Here is a 20,770-nt window from a genome sequence, read left to right on the forward strand (position 1 = left end):
CTTTGATGTAAACATGGCTTACGATGCAGGCTGGACCGCCTGCACACCCTATAACGATGTCACCCTGGATGAGGTGCGCGACCTGGTCCAGGACGCGATCTTCTCCCGTGGTCCAAAGGGGGTCAAACGCACCGGCATATTCGTCGGCGGACGGGATACTCATCTGGCAATGGAGATGATGCAGGCGGCAAAGAAATCCATGGTGCCGCCATTCGAGGTCTCACTGTTCGCCGATCCTAGCGGCGCGTTCACCACTGCAGCGGGGATGGTCGCCTGTGTTGAGCGGGAGCTGAAAAAGGCTAACCAAGGAGGATTGGGGGAGAAAAAGGTCGTAGTGTTCGGCGGTACCGGGCCAGTCGGTTCAACCGCGGCGATGCTGGCCGACAATGCAGGGGCCGAGGCGGTAATCGTCAGCCACAAGTCATTGGCCAAGGCACAGTCCATTGTAGATCTCTGCAACCAGCGCTACGGTTCCTCCCTGTCGGGTGCCGATGGTAGTAACGATGCGTCGGTCATAGCTCTGGTTGCTGAAGCGGATGTGGTATTCAACGCAGCCACGGAGGGAGTGCAGGTGCTCAACAGCAGCCATCTGCAGAAAGCGGGTAAGCTGAAGGTGGCCTGTGATGCCAATGCAGTGCCTCCGGAGGGGATCGAGGGTGTCGGTGTGATGGATGATGGCGTACCCATAAGCGGTTCCCCAAGCGGCGCGATCGGTATCGGTGCGTTGGCGGTCGGGAATGTCAAATACCAGACCCAGCATATCCTGTTGAAGCGCATGTATGAGACCGGCTCGCCTGAATTTCTCGATTTCAACCATGCATTTGAGGTGGCACGCGAGTATGTCGGCTAATACCTCCTCTCTGTTGGTTTTAGCGAACAGCGGCCGGGCGATGGCAGAGTCGGCACGCCGTGGCGGTTACAAGGTCACTCTGCTTGACAGATTTTGCGATCAGGATAGTTTGGCTGTCGCTGACTGTTGGCCCGTGACTCAAGGTTTCTCCAACCTCGATGTGGAGATATTTGCTGAAGAGCTAACTTCCATCATCCCCGATTATCCCTGTGGTTTGGTCTATGGGGCTGGACTGGAGGAGTCAACTCAGCTGCTGAAACACCTGTCGAGTCGCTGCCAGTTACATGGTAATGATCCTTCGGTGCTGGAGATGTTGCGCAGGCCCCGGCGTCTTTTCTCTTTACTGTCCCGGTTACAGATACCCTACCCGGAAGTGAGTTTCAGACCGCCGTACGCCGCAGCGGGAAAAAGCTGGTTGATTAAACGGGCCGCAAGCTGCGGTGGTCAGGGTGTTGCCTATTTTTCCGCTGCACATGCGGTAGCGGATTCCGTCTGCTACTACCAGAAGCATATCCCCGGCCAGGTGATGTCGGTGCTGTTTATCGCGGATGGTAACAGGCATCGTAGCATCGGATACAACCTGCTCGGGATGACAGGATCCAGCGCTCCCGCACCCTTCCTCTATAGCGGTGCAATCGCTCAATCATCAGTACCGGATTATGTGCGCACCCAGGTTGAACTGGTGGTTGAGAAATTGGTGTCAGAGCTTGGATTGCGGGGCGTTAACAGTCTGGACTTCGTGCACAACGATGCCGGAATCTTTGTCATCGACATCAATCCAAGGCCGACGGCTACCCTGGAACTTTATGAACACCTGACGGCCGATGGCTGGATCAAGCAGCATATCCAAGCCTGCCGCGGCGAGTTGCCGGTGATGTCGAGCATAGGTTCTGCCATGTTGCATGGACAGCAGATTTTATACGCACCGAAAACGATCGAGATTCCTGCTGATATGGCCTGGCCGCTATGGGCCAAGGACCGTCCCTTGGCCGGTACCCGGATCGAACAGGGGCAACCGATCTGCAGTCTGTATGCGCAGGCCGCCACCAGTGAGGAGGTGAAAGCGGCATTATTGAGATATCGGGATGAAATTCTTCACACCCTAGGCTCGCCTTTATACCAACCTATACCACGCAAGGTGGCGGTATGAGTCGTCCGAGCATCAATGCACTGACGGCGCCGTTGGTGCATTCGCTGGTTGAAGATGCCGGGATTCTGCGTCTCGGTGTCGAGCGTCTCGATAACGGTTGCCTACTGGTGGATGCGGGGATCAATGCCCCGGGTTCTCTGGAGGCCGGACGGCGTATTGCGGAGATCTGTCTCGGTGGACTTGGCAGCGTCAGCCTCAGCGGTAACGGACCGGTGGCTGGCTGGCCACTGTCGGTGCACGTACATACCACCGATCCTGTACTTGCCTGTTTGGGCAGCCAATATGCCGGCTGGAGTCTGTCCCACAAGGAGGAGGGTAAAAAAGGCTTCAATGCCCTGGGCTCAGGGCCGGGCAGGGCTCTCTCGGTCAAAGAGCCCCTGTTCAAAGAGCTGGACTATCGGGACCAAGCGGACCAGGCCTGCCTGGTGCTGGAGGTGGACCGGTTTCCCCCTCTGCCCCTATGCGAGAAGATCGCGCGGGATTGCGCTGTCGACCTTGATGCGTTGACGCTGATCCTGACCCCTACCAGCAGTCTTGCCGGCACGGTACAGATCGTTGCGCGGGTACTTGAGGTGGCCATGCACAAGGCCCATGAACTGGGATTCGATCTGCATGCCATACGGGATGGCATGGGCAGTGCCCCATTGCCGCCGCCGGCCCCGGATTTTCTCAACGCCATGGGACGCACCAACGACGCCATTCTCTTTGCCGGCCTGGTACAACTCTTCGTCAGCGGGGAGGATGCGGCCGCAGAGAAACTTGCCACGGATCTTCCGAGCAGTGCTTCCCGGGACTATGGCCGTCCCTTCGGTGAGGTTTTCAAGGCCTACGAATACGATTTCTTCAAGATCGATCCCATGCTGTTCAGTCCGGCACGGGTCATGGTCAGTGCACTCGACAGCGGTAACAGCTTTGCAGCGGGGGCACTGGACACAAGCTTGATGGCAACCTCCTTCGGTATCGAACCATGAGCAGACGCATCGCCATCCTTACCGATGATCCCGGCTGGCATGGCGCACGTCTGCGCGAGGCATTTGAGCTGCATGGCTGCAGCTGCGAGTTTGTCTCTCTGCAAGAGTGCGGATTCGATATCAGTGGTGCAGGTGGAGGCTTGACGATACCGGGTTTCAAAACCCTACCGGACGGTGTGTTCGTGCGTGGTGTTCCCGGTGGTTCCCTGGAACAGGTCGTACTCTATCTGGATATTCTGCATGCACTAAAGCATCTCGGTATCTGTGTCTATAACGACGGCCATGCCATCGAGCGCAGCGTTGACAAAGGAATGACCAGTTTTTTACTCCACACGGCTGGAATTCCAACCCCTCCCACATGGGTGGTTAGTCAGGAACACGAACTGGCGAGCATCATGAAGCGGGTGTTCAAGGCTGGTAATGAATTGGTCTTAAAGCCCCTGTTCGGTTCCCAGGGCAACGGTTTGGCGCGCATCCGCAATGGCGACCAACTACCAGAGCGGGAAATATATAACGGCGTCTATTATCTGCAGCAGTTCATACATACCGGTAATGAAGATGCCCATGATTGGCGGGTTTTTGTCATCAACGGAGAGGCGGTCGCGGCAATGTTGCGCAGAGGGAAGGGCTGGATCAGTAATGTGGCGCAAGGCGCTCAGTGCCACCCGGCGGTGCTCGATCAGGAGTTGAGAGAACTGGCAGAAGCCGCTGCGAACACCTTGGATATGAGGTACGCAGGTGTCGACATCTTGCGTGACCATAAGGGCCAACCCTATGTCATTGAGGTCAACAGCATCCCCGCATGGAAAGGGTTGCAGCAGGTCTGCCAGATCGATGTCACAGGTTTGTTGGTGGATGACTTTCTCACTAGCTGCCGCGGCAACACACTTACGGAGGTGATCTGATGACTGGATTACCATTAATCCAGAGTGATCTCAGAAGTCAGATATCCACCGCTTATCGTCAGGCATGCCTGAGTGAATTGGATGCACTCAAACCGGGGAATGTGCATCGTTTTTCAGATGGTCATGGCATGACATTGGAGGATTTCATTACCAGTGCCAACGTCAGTGCGGCGCCTCTTACCGAACCTGGATTGGGACTGGGTGAACGGATCTACACAGCCGTGGCGGCCACTCACGAGGCTGTAGGCTGCAATACCAATTTAGGTATTCTGATGCTCTGCGCCCCTGTGATCCAGGCTATTTTCTACCCGGGACAACAAGCCGCCACTCTGCGCGAAAATATCAACGCTGTCTTGTTACAGGTTGATGCAAAAGAGCTGGACTGGCTGTTTCGTGCAATTCGGCTGGCTGCCCCAGGTGGGCTTGGCCAATCCGATAAACATGATGTCACCCAGGCTCCCAGCGCTGATTTGCTCGAAGTGATGGAGCATGCGGCTGAACGAGATCAGATCGCCCGCCAATACGCTACGGGTTTTACAGACCTTTTCGAATTTGCGCTACCGAAACTACGCAGTTACGAAGCGCGTTGGCAAAGCAAGGAATGGGCGATAACAGGTCTCTATCTCAGTCTGCTGGCACACTTTCCCGACACCCATATACAGCGCAAGAGTGGTCTCTACAAGGCAGTCGCAATCAGTCTGCATGCAGCTGGGTTGCTTAAAGGATTGTCGCAAGTCGAGACACCGGAACATTATCAATTACGTCTGCTACAGGCTGACAACGAATTCAAACGTGAAGGCATCAATCCAGGTACATCGGCGGACTTGACGGTCGCCACTCTATTCATCTCGCACCTGGAAACGATGCTTCCTGCGTTTGAGAAAAATACGGGATTTACCCGTGTCCGCGATTCCCGCCCGGAAGAGGTGGGGATACGAAGTTAACTCTCAATAACAAGTAAGGAGAAACTGAAATGCCAGTTATCAATAGAACGATGGTCGGAGAATCGCTGGTCGGAGACGGCAACGAAGTTGCACATATCGATCTCCTGATCGGTCCAAGAGGTTCCGCTGCTGAAACAGCTTTCGCTAACGGCCTGGTCAACAATAAGGACGGGTTTACCGCGTTGCTTGCTGTTGTTGCGCCGAATCTGGCCTGCAAACCCAGCACCATGATGTTCAATAAAGTGACCATCAAAGGCGCCAAGCAGGCGGTACAGATGTTTGGTCCGGCTCAGCGTGGTGTCGCCATGGCGGTTGCCGACTGTGTCGAAGACGGCACCATCCCTGCCGATGAGGCCGACGATGTATTCGTTTGTGTCGGTGTATTCATCCACTGGGAAGCCGAAGACGACACCAAGATCCAGGACTACAACTACCAGGCGACCAAGGAGTCGATCAAACGTGCAGTTGCCGGCGAACCAAAGGCCAGCGCGGTTGTTGCACAGAAGGGTTCGGCATCGCATCCCTTTGCCGCACACGACTAAGGTTTACATGATGATGCCGTCACCACAGGGAAGTGTCGACGGCTCGCTCGAAAGCTATTTCGAGCATGTAACGAGCTAACAGGTGGTGGCTGGAAAGGTGTGTATGACGGGCAAACAATAACAACAATTGTCTTTTTATTTTCGTGAGCGAGTTATTAATCGATAGTGGAGGCTGACTATGCAATGTCTTGAATGTGGCAGTGAAGTTGCCAGTCTGGACAACGACCATTTACTTCACTGTTGTTCATTGACACTCCAGGAGTACTCCATCCGGCACCACCTGCCGCTGGATCTTCTGGTCGATCGTGATCAGGTGAATCTGCCTGATACCGTAGACGACTATCCACAACCCAAGTCCTATCCATCAGAACAGGCACGTGCCATATTCAGGGGTCTGAAGTGGGGAGGGCTGCTGCAAAGAGATGGCGCATTCACCCTTCTACCTGGGGAGATCAGACGGCTCGATCTATTGCTATGGAATCTACAATGGCTGAGTCAGTATGGATTCATGTTTCGACAGGAGTACAGCTATGCGGACGCCAGCCATCGGGTGGTGGCGACCAATCGTCTGAAGATACCCACAACTTACCTGGCACAGAGTGCTGAGGCGCATCTGTCTCCGGTTCCCCCTCCAGATTTTCTATTGAGTCTGGCTGTACTTGTGGCCCATATCGGCGAACTGCAGGCCGGCTATCTGTTTCTACAATTCCCGGAGCGGGCGGCTGGTGAAACGGTGATAGCCGAGGCTTCCCGTCGTGGCGTTGAATTCAGAGAGCTCGATGCAGCAGACCACTCGGAAGGGCTTTTGCTGCGAACCTTGACCCGTTCCGATACCAAACATCTATTAGACTTGCTCAGGGGAGAGCTGATGGCGATTCCCGGTGCATTGGAGCGGTTCGAGCAGAAAACCCCGGAGGTGACGGTGGCGAAAGAGCTGGTATTCGATGCCGCACACTTCATCACCGATCATCCAGCCAAGTGTTCCAACCTGCATGGTGGCAGATATATGCTGCATGTGAAGGTCAGGGATCGTGTCGATCCGGTCACCGGCTGTGTGGTGGATTACGGCTATCTGAAGCGGGTCGCGACCAAGCGTGTGATTGACAGGTTCGACCATCATAACCTGAACTATGCCAGCTCCGAGTTGGCCTGGCGGTCGAGCACCGAGATGTTGTGTGTATTCATCTGGGAGCAGTTAATTGAATATCTTCCAGGGCTGGTTGAATTGCAGTTGTACGAAACCACCCAGTCCTGGTGTAACTACAGTGGTCCTGATCTGGAGGCATTCCAACAATCGGGCAGCGACAGCCTGTTGACCCACTTTGTTGACAGTAGCTTGGGCGAGTCACAGTTGCGTGACCTGATCAGAGTTAAGCCACCCACCTTGGAAATTATCGCAAAATCGAAGCGATAGCCGTATCAAATACGCTATGCATCGATGATGTGATCTATGTCCTTGTGATCAATCACACCCTGATGCAGGGCAGTGGACAACAGGGCACCTGTGGTGCCGATAGAGCGAAGTTGCTCCAGATCATGTGGGTTCCGAACGCCACCGGCGGCATAGAGACGGAGTCTCGGTTGCAGCTTAAGCAGTTGTTGTAAGCGAGCCATGTCTGGGCCGCTGGAAGTACCGACCCGGGACAGTGACATGACGATTACATCTTTGGGCCAGTATTCAATATGCTGCTCGAGATCAGCGGGGCCCTTGAAGTCTTCGTCATGATAGTCAAGTGACAGTATGGGAGAGGGCAGCGAGGCAATTAGATGAGCAAGTTCTTCGCAACTGACAATGGATTCAGTGCCTATCACGGGGCGGGCAAAGCTGCACAACCGACCCAGGTCGGTCAGGCCGTTGTCCACCCATAGATTTATATCGGGATGATCGAGGTGGAGCGTGTAAATCAATTCGAGATTCGAGCCGCTTCCGCAGATGGCATCGAGGTCAGCAATATAGAGGGTATCGAATGGGTAGAGATCTAACAGTGACGACAATACCTCCTGTGGTTTGCTGGAGTGGCACAAGGGAGTATCGGATGGGGCGTAAGCATCTCGTTTACCCTTGTTCGCGATAACGACACGGGCCTGCATCAAGTCTATGACGGGTATCAGTTTCATCAGTGCGGATAAATAACCATGCGAATATTCGTGTTTGAGTATATTACGGGAGGAGGGATGCTGAATAGCCCCTTGCCGCCATCTCTTGCAGAAGAGGGAGATATCATGCTCAAGGCATTGGTTTCCGATCTGTCAGAAATCGACGGTATCGAAGTCCACTCAACCCGTGATGCCCGCTTGCTTAAGCCAGACCTGCCGATTGAGTTCCACATGCTGCACGATCTCGAAGATTTTCCCCTGGCATGGCAGGAGTGTATTGAATCCGCCGATGCAGTATGGCCCATCGCACCGGAATTCTCAAATGTACTGAAACACATCAGCGAGACGATTATCAGTCATGGAAAACTTCTGTTAAACAGTCCGCCACAGGCCATCCAGACCACGTCGAGTAAGATTATGACCTCTAGCTGCCTGATGGATATGGGTATCCCCGTGGTACCGACCTACAGGTTTGATGAGGTTGTGCCCGATCACTCAGGCAGTTGGGTATTGAAACCGGATGACGGAGTTGGCTGCCACGGTATCAGGATATGCCGGGACATGGATGACCTTTCTCGGCAATGCGAGTCTTTGCCTGCGGGTAGCGAGTATGTGATTCAACCCTTCGTTCACGGCACACCAACCAGTCTCAATATATTGGCTTGTAAAGGCGAAGCCTTTATATTGAGTGTTAATCACCAGCGCATTGCAGTCACCGACAACAGATTCGTGTTGCTGGGTTGTGTAGTGAACGGTCATATGAAACAGCGGGCTCGTTACCACCGACTCGGTCGCAAAGTAGTCGCCGCACTACCCGAGCTGTGGGGTATCATTGGCGTGGATGTCATCGAAACGGAGAAAGAATTGAAGGTGTTGGAGGTCAATCCAAGGATCACTACCTCCTATGTGGGGCTAAGAGAGTCTACCGGGGTCAACCCGGCTGGCATGGTGTTGGATCTATTGAGCAATAAACTTCCGTTGCCGGACCAGATTCTGAATGCATCAGTTGTCGATGTTAACCTGGAGTATGCCGGTGCAGCATGACGCAGTCCTGGGTTGGGATCTGGGGGGTGCCCACACCAAGGCGGCATTGATTGGCAACAGTGGCTGTGTGGAATCCGTACAACAGATCGCCTGTCCATTATGGCAGGGACTCGAACATCTTGATTCGGGCATTCAATCGGTAGTGGAGAAAATCGGTAGGGATAGCGGTCTCATGCATGCTGTTACCATGACTGGTGAACTGGTGGATCTGTTTCCGGATCGTAATAGCGGTGTTAAGGCGTTGATCGATACCATGGATCAGCGTTTTTCAGATTCGAAGCTGAGGATCTATGCCGGATCGGCTGGATTTCTGAAACCTGAGACTGCAATCAAGCAGGCTCAACAGGTGGCTTCAGCCAATTGGCTTGCCACTGCATCCTGGGTCGCCAACCGCTTGCCGGAAGGTTTGTTGCTCGATGTGGGGAGCACCACCACCGACCTGATACCATTCGCTGACAAGCAGGTGCTGACATGCGATTATAGCGATCATCAACGGCTGGTCAGTCAGGCCCTGATCTATACGGGTGTGGCTCGAACACCTTTGATGGCGATTACTGACAAGGTCCCATTTGCAGGAGAGTGGGTTTATTTAATGGCTGAGCATTTTGCAACCAGTGCGGATATCTATCGATTGAACGGTGATCTGCCCGAAGCCGCCGATCTGCTACCCAGTGCCGACAATGGTGAAAAGAGTGTTGCCGGCAGTGCCAGGAGATTGGCGCGCATGCTCGGTTTGGATGCCGATGCGACAGATATGGATGGGTGGCGCAAGGTATCCCAGTATATGGCAGAACAACAACTGCGGTCCCTGGCGGATGCCTGTGAACGGATTCTTTCAAGGCCTGGTCTGTCAGCCACGGCACCCCTGGTGGGTGCTGGTGTGGGACGATTCCTGGTGGAGCGCATCTGCCGCCGACTGAAGCGGCCCTATATCGGTTTCGAAGAGCTATTCAGCTGTGCCCAACGGATCGAGTCAAAGGTGGCCGAGTGTGCCCCGGCTGTAGCCGTTGCCAGCCTGGCCAAGGATGGCGCCGCATGAGACCCGTTAGCCTCGATTTTCCCTACCATGAGGATAGCAGTGAGCTGTTCGAGGCCCTGGCGCACCTACCGTGGGCGGCCTTTCTCGACAGTGGCAACCCACATATTCAGCAGGGACGCTATGACATCCTCTCGGCAGATCCCATAAACATACTCACTACCCGGGGAGAGCAGACCGAGATACACAGCAGTGGCGGCCGTAAGCGCATCTCTCAGGAAGATCCGTTTCAACTGCTACGGCAAGCCCTTGGACCGGTAGTCGAGGGTATTCACGACATTCCTTTCTGCGGCGGTGCAATCGGCTATTTTGGCTATGATCTGGGGCGGCGAATTGAGCGACTGCCAAGCCTTGCCGAGGATATGGAGCATCTGCCAGAGATGGCGGTGGGTATCTATGACTGGGCGCTGGTGGTGGATCACCAGGAACAGCGCTGTTGCCTGGTTGGTCAGAATCCGGCCCGTCTGGAAAGATACCGCAGGCTATTGCAAAGGGTGACGGAGCGTTCGTCTCAGAAATCGGCAGCAGCGCCCTATCGTGTGCTGGGTGAGGTGTGTTCGAACATGACCCGGGACGAGTATCACGGGTCCATCGCAAGAATCAAGCGCTATATCCTGGACGGGGACTGTTACCAGGTCAATTTCGCACAACGCTTCTCGGTGGTTGCCGAGGGCGATCCCTGGCAGGCCTACAAGGGATTGCGCCAGCTCAATGCGGCCCCTTTCGCTGCCTATTTGAACATGCCCCATTGCCAGGTATTGAGCACATCGCCCGAACGCTTCCTTGAACTTCGCAATGGTCGCGTGGAGACCAAGCCAATCAAGGGAACCGCGCCCAGAGGAGGGGATCCGATTGAGGATATGATGCTCGCGGAGATGTTGAAAAACAGCCCCAAGGATCAGGCGGAGAATCTCATGATCGTCGATCTGTTGCGCAACGACCTGGGCAAGGTCTGCGCCACCGGCAGTGTGGAGGTGCCGGAGCTGTTCAAGCTGGAGAGCTATGCCCGGGTGCATCATCTGGTGAGCAAGGTTTGCGGCAGATTGGCTGAGGGTCAGGACGCACTCTCCCTGTTACGCGCCTGCTTTCCAGGTGGCTCGATCACCGGGGCACCGAAATTGCGCTCAATGGAGATCATCGAGGAGTTGGAGCCCCAGCGGCGGGGTATCTACTGCGGCTCTATCGGCTACATCGGTTTGAATGGCGATATGGATTGCAATATTGCGATTCGGACCATGATCCATTCCGAGGGCATCACCCGTCTATGGGCGGGTGGCGGTATCGTCGCCGATTCCGATCCCGAGGCCGAGTATCGGGAGACCTATCACAAGGCTGCCGCCCTGTTGGATCTGCTACAACGAATGGAGCAGATGAACAGCGAACGATGTGGGTAGTCAAGCTGGGTGGCAGTCTATTTACCTCGGATCATCTGACAAAATGGCTGACTCTACTGGCGCAGACGCAAGCGCTGGTCATTGTCCCTGGCGGTGGACCTTTCGCCGACCAGGTGCGACAGGCGCAACAACAACTTCAGTTCGACGAATCCACCGCCCATAGGATGGCGCTACTTGCCATGGAACAGTTCGGTCGGATGTTGTGTGGACTGCAGCCCGGACTGACTGCCACTGCCAATCCTTTGCAGATGGAAGATGCACTCAAGCGGGGTGAGACACCGGTATGGATGCCCACCGCCATGACCATGGCCGCTGCCGACGTGGAACACAGTTGGGATCTGACATCCGATTCCCTGGCGGTGTGGCTCTGCAACCAGCTTGGCGCGCAAAACCTGATTTTGGTGAAATCCCTATCCCTTGATTGTGAAAGCCTGTCCCTGGATGAGTTGACGGCCCGTAACATTGTGGATAATCGATTCGGCAGTTATCTGAGGTCGAGTGCTATCCAGGCGCTAGTGATGGCAGACTGTGAGCATGCCCATTTTACCCAGGTATATGCTGGCAACTCGGCGGTTGCTACCAGGATAGTGATTGGCCCTGAGGATTAATGAGCCCCTAATGATCGGTAGATGGTTTTGCACTATTCTGGGCCAGCTGCACGACCCTTTTTAGAACAAATCTGACAATTTCTTGGCTATTTCGACTTTCAAATAGGAATAAAAAATCATACAACTTGTCGAGATATGTTCTAACTGTATGAAAATTAAGCGATTAACAATTATCAATGCCACTATGGCATATGTTATGCAGAATATTAGTATGCTCTGATGGATATAGGCTTTCTTGAAACAGCTCTATTAGCTTTTATTAAAGTACTGCTGCAAGATTCCGCTATATATAGTATCAGACTACTGATGGCCTAACAGATGTGGCATGGATTCCTCCTCTCAACAAGGTCGTCCCATGGTTGTCGAGATTCATCTCTGGCGACCTTTGACTGGGGGTTATTATGGAATTATGCGCTGTTTTGCTTTCTTGGGTGTTCACCCTTTCTGACTACAATCGGGTCGACAATCAATGTCCTGAAATGGAGATGGTGAGCCATAGTTGGTTGCAGGAACGTGCCTGTAACGGACGCTCCTGCAAGGTGCTGGGCTGGTATCCCGGAGAAGGGGATGTGGTCTATCTCGATGACCGCATGGATTTGGAGAACAATATCTTCCATACATCGGTTGCCCTGCATGAACTGGTACATTGGCTTCAGGGCAAACGAGGCGCGGTGCTGGAAAATTGCGAACAAAGCATCGCCGCGGAGCGAGAAGCCTACAGTATACAGAGTCAGTTTCTGGTCGAATACGGCACCTACTATCCAGTAGGACGGGTTATACCAATGCTGCGATGCGATGAGTCTGACTCGTCATAGAAGAGCTGATCTGAAACAAGATTACAAGTATCTCCCATGACTATTGGTGGGGCCGGGCCCCATCAATAGTATGCTTCGATCTCATATCCAGCCAGTGTTGGTCTTCCATTTCTGAGACACTGCCTGTGTCAATCACGTCATACCTCTCATACCCGGATTCCCCAAGCATCGATTCTCCTCGACACTGGGTGCAATAGAAGCGGTCAGATCCCGCAATTTCAGTTGGATCCAAACTTGCATGACATTGAAGGTCAGGTTGACGCTTACCTGGTGCCCCGTGATACTTGGCGAACCAGGGATAAGGCTATCAACATAATTAAATTCGGAGCCAACCTTTGCAAAATCATGCTCAAACATTTGCGGTCGATGTCCACCCGGGGGAGTTACATTTCAACTCCGCCCATTTCATCACCTTCGACAGCAGCTGTGAAAATCTTCACGGACACAACTTTCATGTCCGCATCCAGGCCCATGGGGATAATAACGATGATGCGTTTGTCATCGATTTCGTCCAGCTCAACCGACTCGCCGCCGAGGTGTGTTTAAGTCTGCATGACAAGATTTTACTCCCAGGCACCAGTACTGAGGTCACGATCGAGGAGGGTGATGGCCAGATAGAGGTCGCCAGTTATGACAAGAGATTCTCTCTGCCGGCGGTCAATTGCCTCATTTTGCCTGTCGCCAATACCACAGCTGAAATGCTGGCCTGGCATATTATGGAATCCCTGCTGCCGAAGCTCGAAGCATCTTCTGCGTTGACCCATGTAGAGACCCTGGAAGTGGCTGTGGAGGAGGCAGATAATCAGTGGGGTATCTGCCGGCGCAGGATTAAATCCGGGCGGGTATGAAATGGTGCAATCAGACAGACAGAGCGAGGTAGTGTTCGCGATATTTTCGAGGAAGCGGCAGCATGGCTGAGAAGATCCTCTTTCTCACCGGATCACTGGCCGAGAAACAGCTCTATCGGGTTCTGCAGGAGATGGCCGCCGCGGAGTTCGAGTGGCGGGTACACAATCTCGGTATCAAGGTGGCGGCGTTGATGACCGCCGATATGATCAAGCGCCGCCTTGATGACACCGGAGATGCACAACGGATCCTGGTGCCGGGTCGCTGCCGGGGCGATCTGGATGAACTCACCCGCCACTTCGGTATTCCAGTGGAGCGGGGCCCCGAGGAGCTGATGGACCTGCCTCGCCATTTCGGCTATGCAGGCAAGGCCCCCGATCTCAGCGGTTACGATGTGAACATCTTTGCCGAAATCGTCGATGCCCCCAATCTCAGCGTCGAAGCGATCCTGGAGCGGGCCGCGGCCTATGCCGCCGACGGGGCTGATGTCATCGATCTCGGCTGTCTGCCGGAGACACCCTTCCCCCATCTTGCCGATAGTGTGAAGGCCCTCAAGGCTGCCGGCTACCGGGTCAGTGTGGATTCGATGCAGAGCGAAGAGCTGCTGGCCGGCGGTGAAGCCGGCGCCGACTTCCTGCTCAGCCTGCATGAGAACAACCTCTGGATTGCCGACAAGGTTGCGTCCAAACCGGTGGTGATTCCCGCCAAACCCGGTGACCTTGACTCCCTGCAGCGTGCCATGCGAGAGCTGGATGATCAGGAGCGTGCCTATATTGCAGATCCTATCCTGGATCCCATTCACTTCGGTTTCACTGAGTCCATCGTTCGCTACCAGCGTCTACGGAGAGATCATCCGAAAACAGAAATAATGATGGGGGTGGGTAACATCACTGAGCTGACAGAGGCCGATACCACCGGCATCAATGCGGTGTTGATGGGCATCATCTCGGAACTTCACATCAGCAATATCCTCACCACCCAGGTCAGTCCCCACTGCCGCAGCGCCGTGCGTGAGGCGGACGCGGCGCGGCGTATCATGTATTGGGCACGCCAGGAGAAGAGCCTGCCGAAACAGGTCGACAATCGGCTTACAGCCGTGCATGAAATCAGACCCTTTCCCTATACCTTTGACCAGATAAGCGAGCTGGCCGCCGAGATTCGCGATCCGAACTACCGCATCCAGGTCAGCGACGAGGGCATCCACCTCTACAACCGGGAGGGTCTGCATACCCATGAGGATCCCTTCGAGTTCTTTCCTCAGCTGGAGGTCGAAGAGGATGGCGGGCATGCCTTTTACCTCGGGGTTGAATTGGCGAGGGCGCAGATCGCCCATCTGCTCGGCAAACGCTATGTGCAGGATCAACCCTTGCGCTGGGGCTCGGCCCTGTCCGAGGAGGAACAGGATATGACCCAACAGCAGGCACCAGGCACCACCATGAAAAAGGTCAGGAAAACCTCATGATCCACGAAGTAATCGTCACCTGCCGCAGCCAGGAAGGGGAAGATCAGATCGCCCCGATGGGTGTGGTCTGGCGGCAAGGGGAGGTTGTTATCGCCCCCTTCCGTCCCTCACGCACCCTCGACAACATCCTTGGCGGGGAGTGCGCGGTCATCAACTACTGCGACGACGTCAGGGTTTTCGCCGGTTGTCTTACCGGGCGCTACGACTGGCCCCTGGTGGAGGCGGAGCAGGTGGATGCACCGCGACTGGTCGATGCCCTGGCCCACAGTGAGGTGCGGCTGCTAAGGGTGGAGGAGGATCAGGTCCGTCCGCGCTTGATCTGCAAACCTGTTTACCAAGCCAATCACCGGCCATTTCAGGGGTTCAACCGGGCCCAGTCGGCGGTGCTGGAGCTGGCGATTCTGGTTAGTCGGCTGGAGCGGCTGCCGGCAGAAAAGATAGATGCAGAAATAGCCTACCTGACCATTGCCATCGACAAGACCGCGGGTGAACGGGAGCGGGAGGCCTGGGATTGGTTGATGGCACGGGTAGAGGCGTTCCAGAAGCAGAAAGAGGATGCGGTATGACGGGTATGTTGGCCAGTGTAATCGACCCACGGGAACTTGATATAGCCATCCAGGCCGGTGTGGACATCATCGATTTGAAGAATCCTCACACAGGGGCGTTGGGGGCACTCCCCATAGCGTCAATTCGCAACCTGGTGACCCAGTGTGCCGGCCGCTGCCCGGTCAGTGCCACTGTCGGTGATCTGCCTGCCGATCCGCAACAACTCAACAAGGCCATTCGCCAGACCGCCGCATGCGGGGTTGACTATGTGAAGGTGGGTTTCTTCTCCAGTCAAAACCTGAACCAATGTCTGCAAGCCATATCCGGACTCACCCATAGACATAACCTGGTGGCAGTGCTGTTTGCGGATCGTGATCCACCGCTGCAGAGGTTGGATGAGTTTGCCGATGCCGGTTTTCACGGTGTCATGTTGGACACGGCAGGCAAGGGTGGGGGAGGGTTGTTGGCGCATACAGGTGTTAACCGGCTCGGTAGATTCGTAAATCAAGTCAGGGCGTTGGATATGCTCAGCGGTCTCGCCGGATCCCTGGGATTGGAGGATATCCCCCATCTGCATCCCCTGTTACCAGACTATCTTGGATTCCGCGGTGCACTGTGTGAAGGGAGTGTGCGCACAGCCAGTGTTGTACCCGAGCGGTTGCTGGAGATTCAAGCTGCACTGGTGCAAACAGCTCCGCGGATGGACCAGGCAGCATTGGAGCTATGTCCATGACACTCAATCTCACTGCAACCAAGGAAGATAAACCAACATACCGCCAGGCCTGGTTCGAGGCGCTTCCTAACACGCCAAGTTTCGTCTTCGATGATAAACGCCTGGGGCAGAACCTTGCCCTGTTGGATAACATCAGGTCCATCAGTGACTGCCGAATCCTCTATTCGATCAAGGCGTGTCCCTTTACCGGGCTACTGAAACGGATGCGCGGCGTGGTGGACGGATTCTCGGTAAGCTCTCTGTTCGAGGCAAGGCTGGCCCATGAGGTCCTGGCCGGTACAGGCACGCTTCACATCACCACCCCGGGTCTGCGGCGGGATGAGATGCCCGAGATTGGTGAGCTTTGCGATAGTGTGAGTTTCAACTCCTTGAGCCAGATGGAGCGTTTCACCTTCCTCCTTGGCGGCAAGGCCAAAGCGGGGTTGCGCATCAACCCTCAACTCTCCTTTATACAAGATCCCCGTTACGATCCCTGCCGCACTCACTCCAAGTTGGGTGTTCCCTTGCCGCAGGTGTTGGAGCAATGGCAATCCGGCGAGCTGTCGGCAAGTGGCCTGAGTGGTCTGCATCTGCACACCAATTTCGGCGCACGCTCGTTTGCACCCTTACAATCGACGGTTGCCCACCTGGAAGCCCGTCTGCCAGAGCTGGTGCGCGAAATCGAATGGGTGAATCTGGGGGGAGGCTACCTGTTCCAGGAATCGAATGACCTGGAGGTCTTGCTGTCAATCATCGAACATATTCAAACGGCCTGGGGCGTCCAAGTCTACCTGGAACCTGGCAAGTCGGTGGTGGACGACGCCGGTCTACTGGTGACGAGTGTCATCGATACCTTTGAAAGTGACGGCAAATCGATTGCCGTCCTCGACACCTCTGTAAACCATCTCCCGGAAGTCTTCGAGTATCAGCGCAGTCCGCAGCTGCTTCAAGAACAGCCGGAGGGTGGATATGCCGTCACCCTGGCGGGTTCGACCTGCCTCAGTGGCGACCTGTTTGGTGAATACCGCTTTAACCGTCCCCTCGGGATAAACGATCGAGTGGTGTTCAGGAATGTGGGGGCATACAGTCTGATAAAGGCATCCCGCTTCAACGGACACAATCTGCCCTCGGTCCATCTCCTCAGTGACGAGGGCATACCGATGCTGATGAAGGCATATGACTATGACGACTATCGCCGACAGTGGAGCGAAGAAGAAGGTGTATGCCAGCCAATGAAAACCGGTGCGGGATAGGCGCTATTGGACAGCTATCAGCCCAAGGATTTCATCGAGACAGCCGAGGGCCTGATCTTTGCGGTAGTGACAGCGGATCTGGATCAACAACGGGTGCTCGCGTCCCTGCGCTATCGACAGATCCAGGGGGGATATCAGAAGCTCTCCACCCGGGATGCCGATGAACTGCTGAAGCATCACCATCCGCACTATATCCACTATTCCAAGGCAAGGGATGTGATCCTGCATGGGGTCCACCCTGATCTGGTCAAAGTCCACCATCGACCGCGCAAGAGATTGCGCAAGCTTCTTCAGCGAACCCCGGGTGACGAAATTGAAGAGAAGTTACATCGCCTGATGGGCCTGTTTGCAACGCATGGACTGGATACAGGGGAGATAGGCGTCACCGGTTCACTCCTGATTGGGGCGCAGAAAAAAGGCTCCGACATTGACCTGGTGTTCTATCGGCCTGATGAATTCTTTAAAGCCCGTGAGATGGTCAAATCCCTGCTGCGCAAACAGCAGTTGCAGCCGTTGGACGACGCATTATGGCGAGATGCCTATGAACGGCGTGGTTGTTCCCTGACATTTGAAGAGTATCTCTGGCATGAGAAACGCAAATACAATAAAGCCGCGATAGCACAGACGAAGTTCGATATCACCCTCCTGAGTCCCGAACCATGGCAGGATCTGCTCCGCTATCGAAAACAGGGCAGATGCAGCCTGCAGGCCGGTATCGATGATGACAGCCACAGCTTCGACTATCCCGCCCGCTACCGACTGGATCACCCCTCCATACAGGAGGCTGTCAGTTATACCGCCACCTATGTGGGTCAGGCCGAGCGGGGAGAGCGGGTGGAGATTCGGGGGCAGTTGGAGGTCTCAGCGGTTGGCCATCTTCGCATCGTCATAGGCACCGATCGGGAAGCGACCGATGAATATATTAAAGTAATACCCATGGCCGAGAGCTAACCGGCTCTGTAATTTCTTGCCGCCCCGCTCATCGATCTGCGCCGCCGCCTTGTAAACATCGTCAACTTCGATCACCAGATGGCCGAATCCGTTACCCAGATCGTAACTGTCGGTATCCCATTTGTGGGTCAATTAAATGAGAACTTTCCGTCTGGGTAGTCCGTCTGGCGTAACAGCTTCATACCCAGTACCTGGGTATAGAAGTCAATTGATGGCTGCAGGTCCCCGACCCGGATCATGGTGTGCAGCATGCGCATGGTAATGTCTCCTGTTCAGTGGTCGAGTAGTCTATCGCCAGATCAGCTATACTGCTACCCATACAGCTCAGGCCCAGCATGAAAGGCGCATGGTAAATGAGGGTCAACTGGAAGTCTCATCGGTCGGCCATCTCCTTTTAATCACATACCGCAGCATGGAGGAAACTGATGAGCAGTATCAATCATTATACTCTTAGAATAATTGATGAATTTGTAAGCCTGCATATCGCTGTGGTTTCGCGAGTTTTGTTGATAATAGTGTTCGCGACTTTGCCCGGATCCGCAACCGCTTTACAGAGTGAGAGGCTGGTGGTGCTTCCATTTGAAATCGTTGACAACACACCGGTCAGCGGCGGCGAGGATCGTAACGAAAAAATGCTGGATAAACTTACCAATTTCATCGCTGAGACAATCGATAATGAAGGCATATTCAAGGTGGTCTCGCAAAGTCAGGTTAATCAGGCTGTAGACGATGCCCAGTTGGGCACCTATATACACACCTGCAATCAATGCGAATACGATCTCGCCAAAAAGGTACAAGGCGACAAGGTAATGATAGGCTGGATATACAAGATGAGCATTCTCGTGCTGACCATGCACATTGAGATCAAGGATGTCGAGAATGAGAGGACTCTGATCAGTAAGGCCTACGACTTCAGAGGGGATAATGAGAAGGCTTGGCTGCGTGCCGCCAGATATATGGTGCGCGATCTTGAAAAGATGATGGCCAAGTAAACTGCCCGGTTTTGATATAACGTCTAAGTCTAGATTGTAGTTAGGAGTTTTATTTGTGAGGTCATGCCTATCCAATAATGATCTGGAGGATAAGCACAAAAAAACGAGTAGCGGCAAGGTTGCCATCATGCAACCCTATGTGTTTCCCTACATCGGATATTTCCATCTGATCGAAGCTAGTAATGTTTTTGTGTTTTACGATGATGTGAATTTCATCAAACAGGGCTGGATCAACAGAAACAGAATCCTAGTGCAAAAAAAACCTTATACCTTCACAATACCGATTTCTGATTTAAGCTCTAACACTTTAATCAAAGATACTCAAATATGTATTGATGCCAGGTGGCGACGAAAGTTTTTTGAGACAATCACTCAAGCATACAATAAATCCCCTTACTACAATCATGTCATCGAATTACTTCACGGGGTGCTGGATGATGAAGTGGACTCAATATCCGACCTGGCAATAAATTCAATACTGCATGTGTATGATTACTTGGGGATGTCCCGGCAATTCAGGAAGGCATCCGTTATTTCACCGCTTACACAGGGTTTAGGCAAAGAGCAACGAATTGCAGCGATAACGAATGACCTGGGGTATTCTGCATATGTGAATGCAACCAATGGAAAGGCGCTTTACAGTAAACAATCATTCAAAGAACTTGGCATAGAACTATCATTTATCAATAGCAGGGATGTTGTCTATAGGCAGTTTAACCATGAGTTTGTGCCATGGCTTTCTATTATAGATATTTTGATGTTTAATGGTATTGATGTATTAAGGGAAATACTCACACAATACGAACTGGAGTAACAAACAATGCGTGAGCAGAAGTATATCCCTGTCGCCATTCATGGAGCCCCCCGCTCAGGTACCACATGGATAGGTGAGGTGATAAACAGCTCTCCCAACACTATATATAAGTTCCAGCCGCTTTTTTCATATGCACATAAAGATTTTCTGACGCCTGCATCGACAAAGCAGGATATACAGGAATTTTTTTATCGCCTTGCGGGCTGCAAAGATAAGTTCACAAACCGAACAAATCAGAGGGATGCAGGCAAGCTACCAACTTTCGAGAAACGAAAAATCTCCCACGTCGCGTACAAGGAAGTAAGGTATCACAATATTCTCAACAATATGATGCGTCGAACCGATGAGTTAAAGCTGGTCGCGATAATAAGAAATCCATTGTCAGTATTAAACTCCTGGTTGAACGCAGGGAGAGAGTTCAGGGAGGACCTGGGTTGGAATATTATGGAAGAGTGGCGATACGCACTAAAGAAAAACATGAACAAACCGGAAGAGTTCAATGGTTTTGAGAAATGGAAGGAACTGGGCAATCTGATTCTGCAACTCGAACAACAGTATCCTGATCGAATATACTTGATACAGTATTCGAAATTCCTCGCAAATACCGTTCAAGAGACAAAAAACCTGTTTCAGTTTCTTGATTTGGAATACACCATGCAAACAGAAAAATTTATAACCGACAGCACAAATACTCAAGACGATGATCCATACTCTGTATATCGATCGGCACAAACTGACGACGCGTGGAAATCTCTACTGGCAGCTGAGATTATTAGCGAGATAGAGGCAGACATAAAAGATACTGCACTTGAGATTTTTCTAGATTAACAACTCTCCA

Annotated in this window: 23 protein-coding genes; 21 read left to right on the top strand and 2 right to left on the bottom strand. The window is 53.4% G+C overall.

The genetic code is table 11. The annotated features are described in order from the left end of the window. Positions 1 to 13: 13 nt before the first annotated feature. From R2K28_RS09595 to R2K28_RS09625, 7 genes are all read left to right on the top strand, one after another. Positions 14 to 850 carry an NAD(P)-dependent methylenetetrahydromethanopterin dehydrogenase gene (locus R2K28_RS09595; protein ID WP_316369501.1) on the top strand — a complete coding sequence of 279 codons (837 nt, stop codon included), beginning with the start codon at positions 14 to 16 and terminating at the stop codon, positions 848 to 850. Beyond that, the gene (locus R2K28_RS09600; protein WP_316369502.1) at positions 840 to 2,000 is read left to right on the top strand and encodes an ATP-grasp domain-containing protein; all 1,161 of its coding nucleotides are present in this window, start codon (positions 840 to 842) and stop codon (positions 1,998 to 2,000) included. The genes R2K28_RS09595 and R2K28_RS09600 overlap by 11 nt, the downstream gene beginning before the upstream one ends. Then, positions 1,997 to 2,971 carry a methenyltetrahydromethanopterin cyclohydrolase gene (mch, locus tag R2K28_RS09605; RefSeq protein WP_116446220.1) on the top strand — a complete coding sequence of 325 codons (975 nt, stop codon included), beginning with the start codon at positions 1,997 to 1,999 and terminating at the stop codon, positions 2,969 to 2,971. Before R2K28_RS09600 ends, mch begins: the two co-directional genes overlap by 4 nt. Beyond that, entirely contained in the window at positions 2,968 to 3,876 is a 909-nt protein-coding gene (locus R2K28_RS09610; protein ID WP_316369504.1) for an ATP-grasp domain-containing protein, read from the top strand. The genes mch and R2K28_RS09610 overlap by 4 nt, the downstream gene beginning before the upstream one ends. Beyond that, positions 3,876 to 4,820, top strand: coding sequence for a triphosphoribosyl-dephospho-CoA synthase (locus R2K28_RS09615; protein WP_316369505.1), 945 nt, complete (start codon positions 3,876 to 3,878; stop codon positions 4,818 to 4,820). Before R2K28_RS09610 ends, R2K28_RS09615 begins: the two co-directional genes overlap by 1 nt. A gap of 29 nt (positions 4,821 to 4,849) precedes the next feature. Continuing rightward, positions 4,850 to 5,362 (top strand): formaldehyde-activating enzyme, encoded by a 513-nt coding sequence (fae, locus tag R2K28_RS09620; RefSeq protein ID WP_116446217.1) that lies wholly within the window; start codon positions 4,850 to 4,852, stop codon positions 5,360 to 5,362. A 178-nt stretch (positions 5,363 to 5,540) separates the two neighbouring features. Beyond that, complete coding sequence (locus tag R2K28_RS09625) at positions 5,541 to 6,776, top strand: 6-pyruvoyl trahydropterin synthase family protein (protein ID WP_316369506.1); 1,236 nt, start codon at positions 5,541 to 5,543, stop codon at positions 6,774 to 6,776. 14 nt (positions 6,777 to 6,790) lie between these two features. Here R2K28_RS09625 and R2K28_RS09630 read toward each other — a convergent pair whose 3' ends face one another. Further along, the gene (locus tag R2K28_RS09630) at positions 6,791 to 7,480 is read right to left on the bottom strand and encodes a HisA/HisF-related TIM barrel protein (protein ID WP_316369508.1); all 690 of its coding nucleotides are present in this window, start codon (positions 7,478 to 7,480) and stop codon (positions 6,791 to 6,793) included. 57 nt (positions 7,481 to 7,537) lie between these two features. Here R2K28_RS09630 and R2K28_RS09635 point away from each other — a divergent pair, with 57 nt between their 5' ends. From R2K28_RS09635 to R2K28_RS09685, 11 genes are all read left to right on the top strand, one after another. Continuing rightward, entirely contained in the window at positions 7,538 to 8,503 is a 966-nt protein-coding gene (locus R2K28_RS09635) for an ATP-grasp domain-containing protein (protein ID WP_316369509.1), read from the top strand. Continuing rightward, on the top strand, positions 8,493 to 9,542 hold the full coding sequence (locus R2K28_RS09640; protein WP_316369511.1) for a hydantoinase/oxoprolinase family protein: 1,050 nt from the start codon (positions 8,493 to 8,495) through the stop codon (positions 9,540 to 9,542). The genes R2K28_RS09635 and R2K28_RS09640 overlap by 11 nt, the downstream gene beginning before the upstream one ends. Further along, the gene (gene pabB / locus R2K28_RS09645) at positions 9,539 to 10,933 is read left to right on the top strand and encodes an aminodeoxychorismate synthase component I (protein WP_316369513.1); all 1,395 of its coding nucleotides are present in this window, start codon (positions 9,539 to 9,541) and stop codon (positions 10,931 to 10,933) included. The genes R2K28_RS09640 and pabB overlap by 4 nt, the downstream gene beginning before the upstream one ends. Next, positions 10,924 to 11,541, top strand: a complete 618-nt coding sequence (locus R2K28_RS09650; RefSeq protein ID WP_316369515.1) for an amino acid kinase family protein — start codon at positions 10,924 to 10,926, stop codon at positions 11,539 to 11,541. The genes pabB and R2K28_RS09650 overlap by 10 nt, the downstream gene beginning before the upstream one ends. Before the next feature lie 401 nt (positions 11,542 to 11,942). Next, positions 11,943 to 12,356: a DUF6647 family protein gene (locus R2K28_RS09655; protein WP_316369517.1), complete on the top strand. Its 414-nt coding sequence runs from the start codon at positions 11,943 to 11,945 to the stop codon at positions 12,354 to 12,356. Positions 12,357 to 12,691: 335 nt separating this feature from the next. Then, positions 12,692 to 13,204 (top strand): 6-pyruvoyl trahydropterin synthase family protein, encoded by a 513-nt coding sequence (locus R2K28_RS09660; RefSeq protein ID WP_316369519.1) that lies wholly within the window; start codon positions 12,692 to 12,694, stop codon positions 13,202 to 13,204. Positions 13,205 to 13,266: 62 nt separating this feature from the next. Further along, positions 13,267 to 14,664, top strand: a complete 1,398-nt coding sequence (locus tag R2K28_RS09665; RefSeq protein ID WP_316369520.1) for a DUF6513 domain-containing protein — start codon at positions 13,267 to 13,269, stop codon at positions 14,662 to 14,664. After that, positions 14,661 to 15,230 (top strand): DUF447 domain-containing protein, encoded by a 570-nt coding sequence (locus R2K28_RS09670; protein WP_316369522.1) that lies wholly within the window; start codon positions 14,661 to 14,663, stop codon positions 15,228 to 15,230. Before R2K28_RS09665 ends, R2K28_RS09670 begins: the two co-directional genes overlap by 4 nt. Continuing rightward, on the top strand, positions 15,227 to 15,943 hold the full coding sequence (locus R2K28_RS09675) for a (5-formylfuran-3-yl)methyl phosphate synthase (protein ID WP_316369524.1): 717 nt from the start codon (positions 15,227 to 15,229) through the stop codon (positions 15,941 to 15,943). Before R2K28_RS09670 ends, R2K28_RS09675 begins: the two co-directional genes overlap by 4 nt. After that, positions 15,940 to 17,175: a hypothetical protein gene (locus tag R2K28_RS09680; protein WP_316369526.1), complete on the top strand. Its 1,236-nt coding sequence runs from the start codon at positions 15,940 to 15,942 to the stop codon at positions 17,173 to 17,175. Before R2K28_RS09675 ends, R2K28_RS09680 begins: the two co-directional genes overlap by 4 nt. 6 nt (positions 17,176 to 17,181) lie before the next feature. Next, a complete protein-coding gene (locus R2K28_RS09685) occupies positions 17,182 to 18,126 on the top strand; it encodes a nucleotidyltransferase domain-containing protein (protein ID WP_316369527.1) in 945 nt (314 codons plus the stop codon). Positions 18,127 to 18,254: 128 nt separating this feature from the next. Here R2K28_RS09685 and R2K28_RS20435 read toward each other — a convergent pair whose 3' ends face one another. Next, positions 18,255 to 18,383, bottom strand: coding sequence for a VOC family protein (locus R2K28_RS20435; RefSeq protein WP_316369529.1), 129 nt, complete (start codon positions 18,381 to 18,383; stop codon positions 18,255 to 18,257). Between the two features lie 270 nt (positions 18,384 to 18,653). Between R2K28_RS20435 and R2K28_RS09695 the strand changes: the two genes are divergently transcribed. From R2K28_RS09695 to R2K28_RS09705, 3 genes are all read left to right on the top strand, one after another. Continuing rightward, positions 18,654 to 19,118 (top strand): DUF2380 domain-containing protein, encoded by a 465-nt coding sequence (locus R2K28_RS09695; protein WP_316369531.1) that lies wholly within the window; start codon positions 18,654 to 18,656, stop codon positions 19,116 to 19,118. A gap of 127 nt (positions 19,119 to 19,245) precedes the next feature. Further along, the gene (locus R2K28_RS09700) at positions 19,246 to 19,932 is read left to right on the top strand and encodes a WbqC family protein (protein WP_316369533.1); all 687 of its coding nucleotides are present in this window, start codon (positions 19,246 to 19,248) and stop codon (positions 19,930 to 19,932) included. Positions 19,933 to 19,938: 6 nt separating this feature from the next. Continuing rightward, positions 19,939 to 20,760 (top strand): sulfotransferase, encoded by an 822-nt coding sequence (locus tag R2K28_RS09705; protein WP_316369534.1) that lies wholly within the window; start codon positions 19,939 to 19,941, stop codon positions 20,758 to 20,760. The last annotated feature ends 10 nt before the right edge of the window (positions 20,761 to 20,770 follow it).

The sequence above is a fragment of the Candidatus Thiodiazotropha sp. CDECU1 genome, assembly GCF_963455295.1.
Taxonomy (GTDB): domain Bacteria; phylum Pseudomonadota; class Gammaproteobacteria; order Chromatiales; family Chromatiaceae; genus Thiodiazotropha.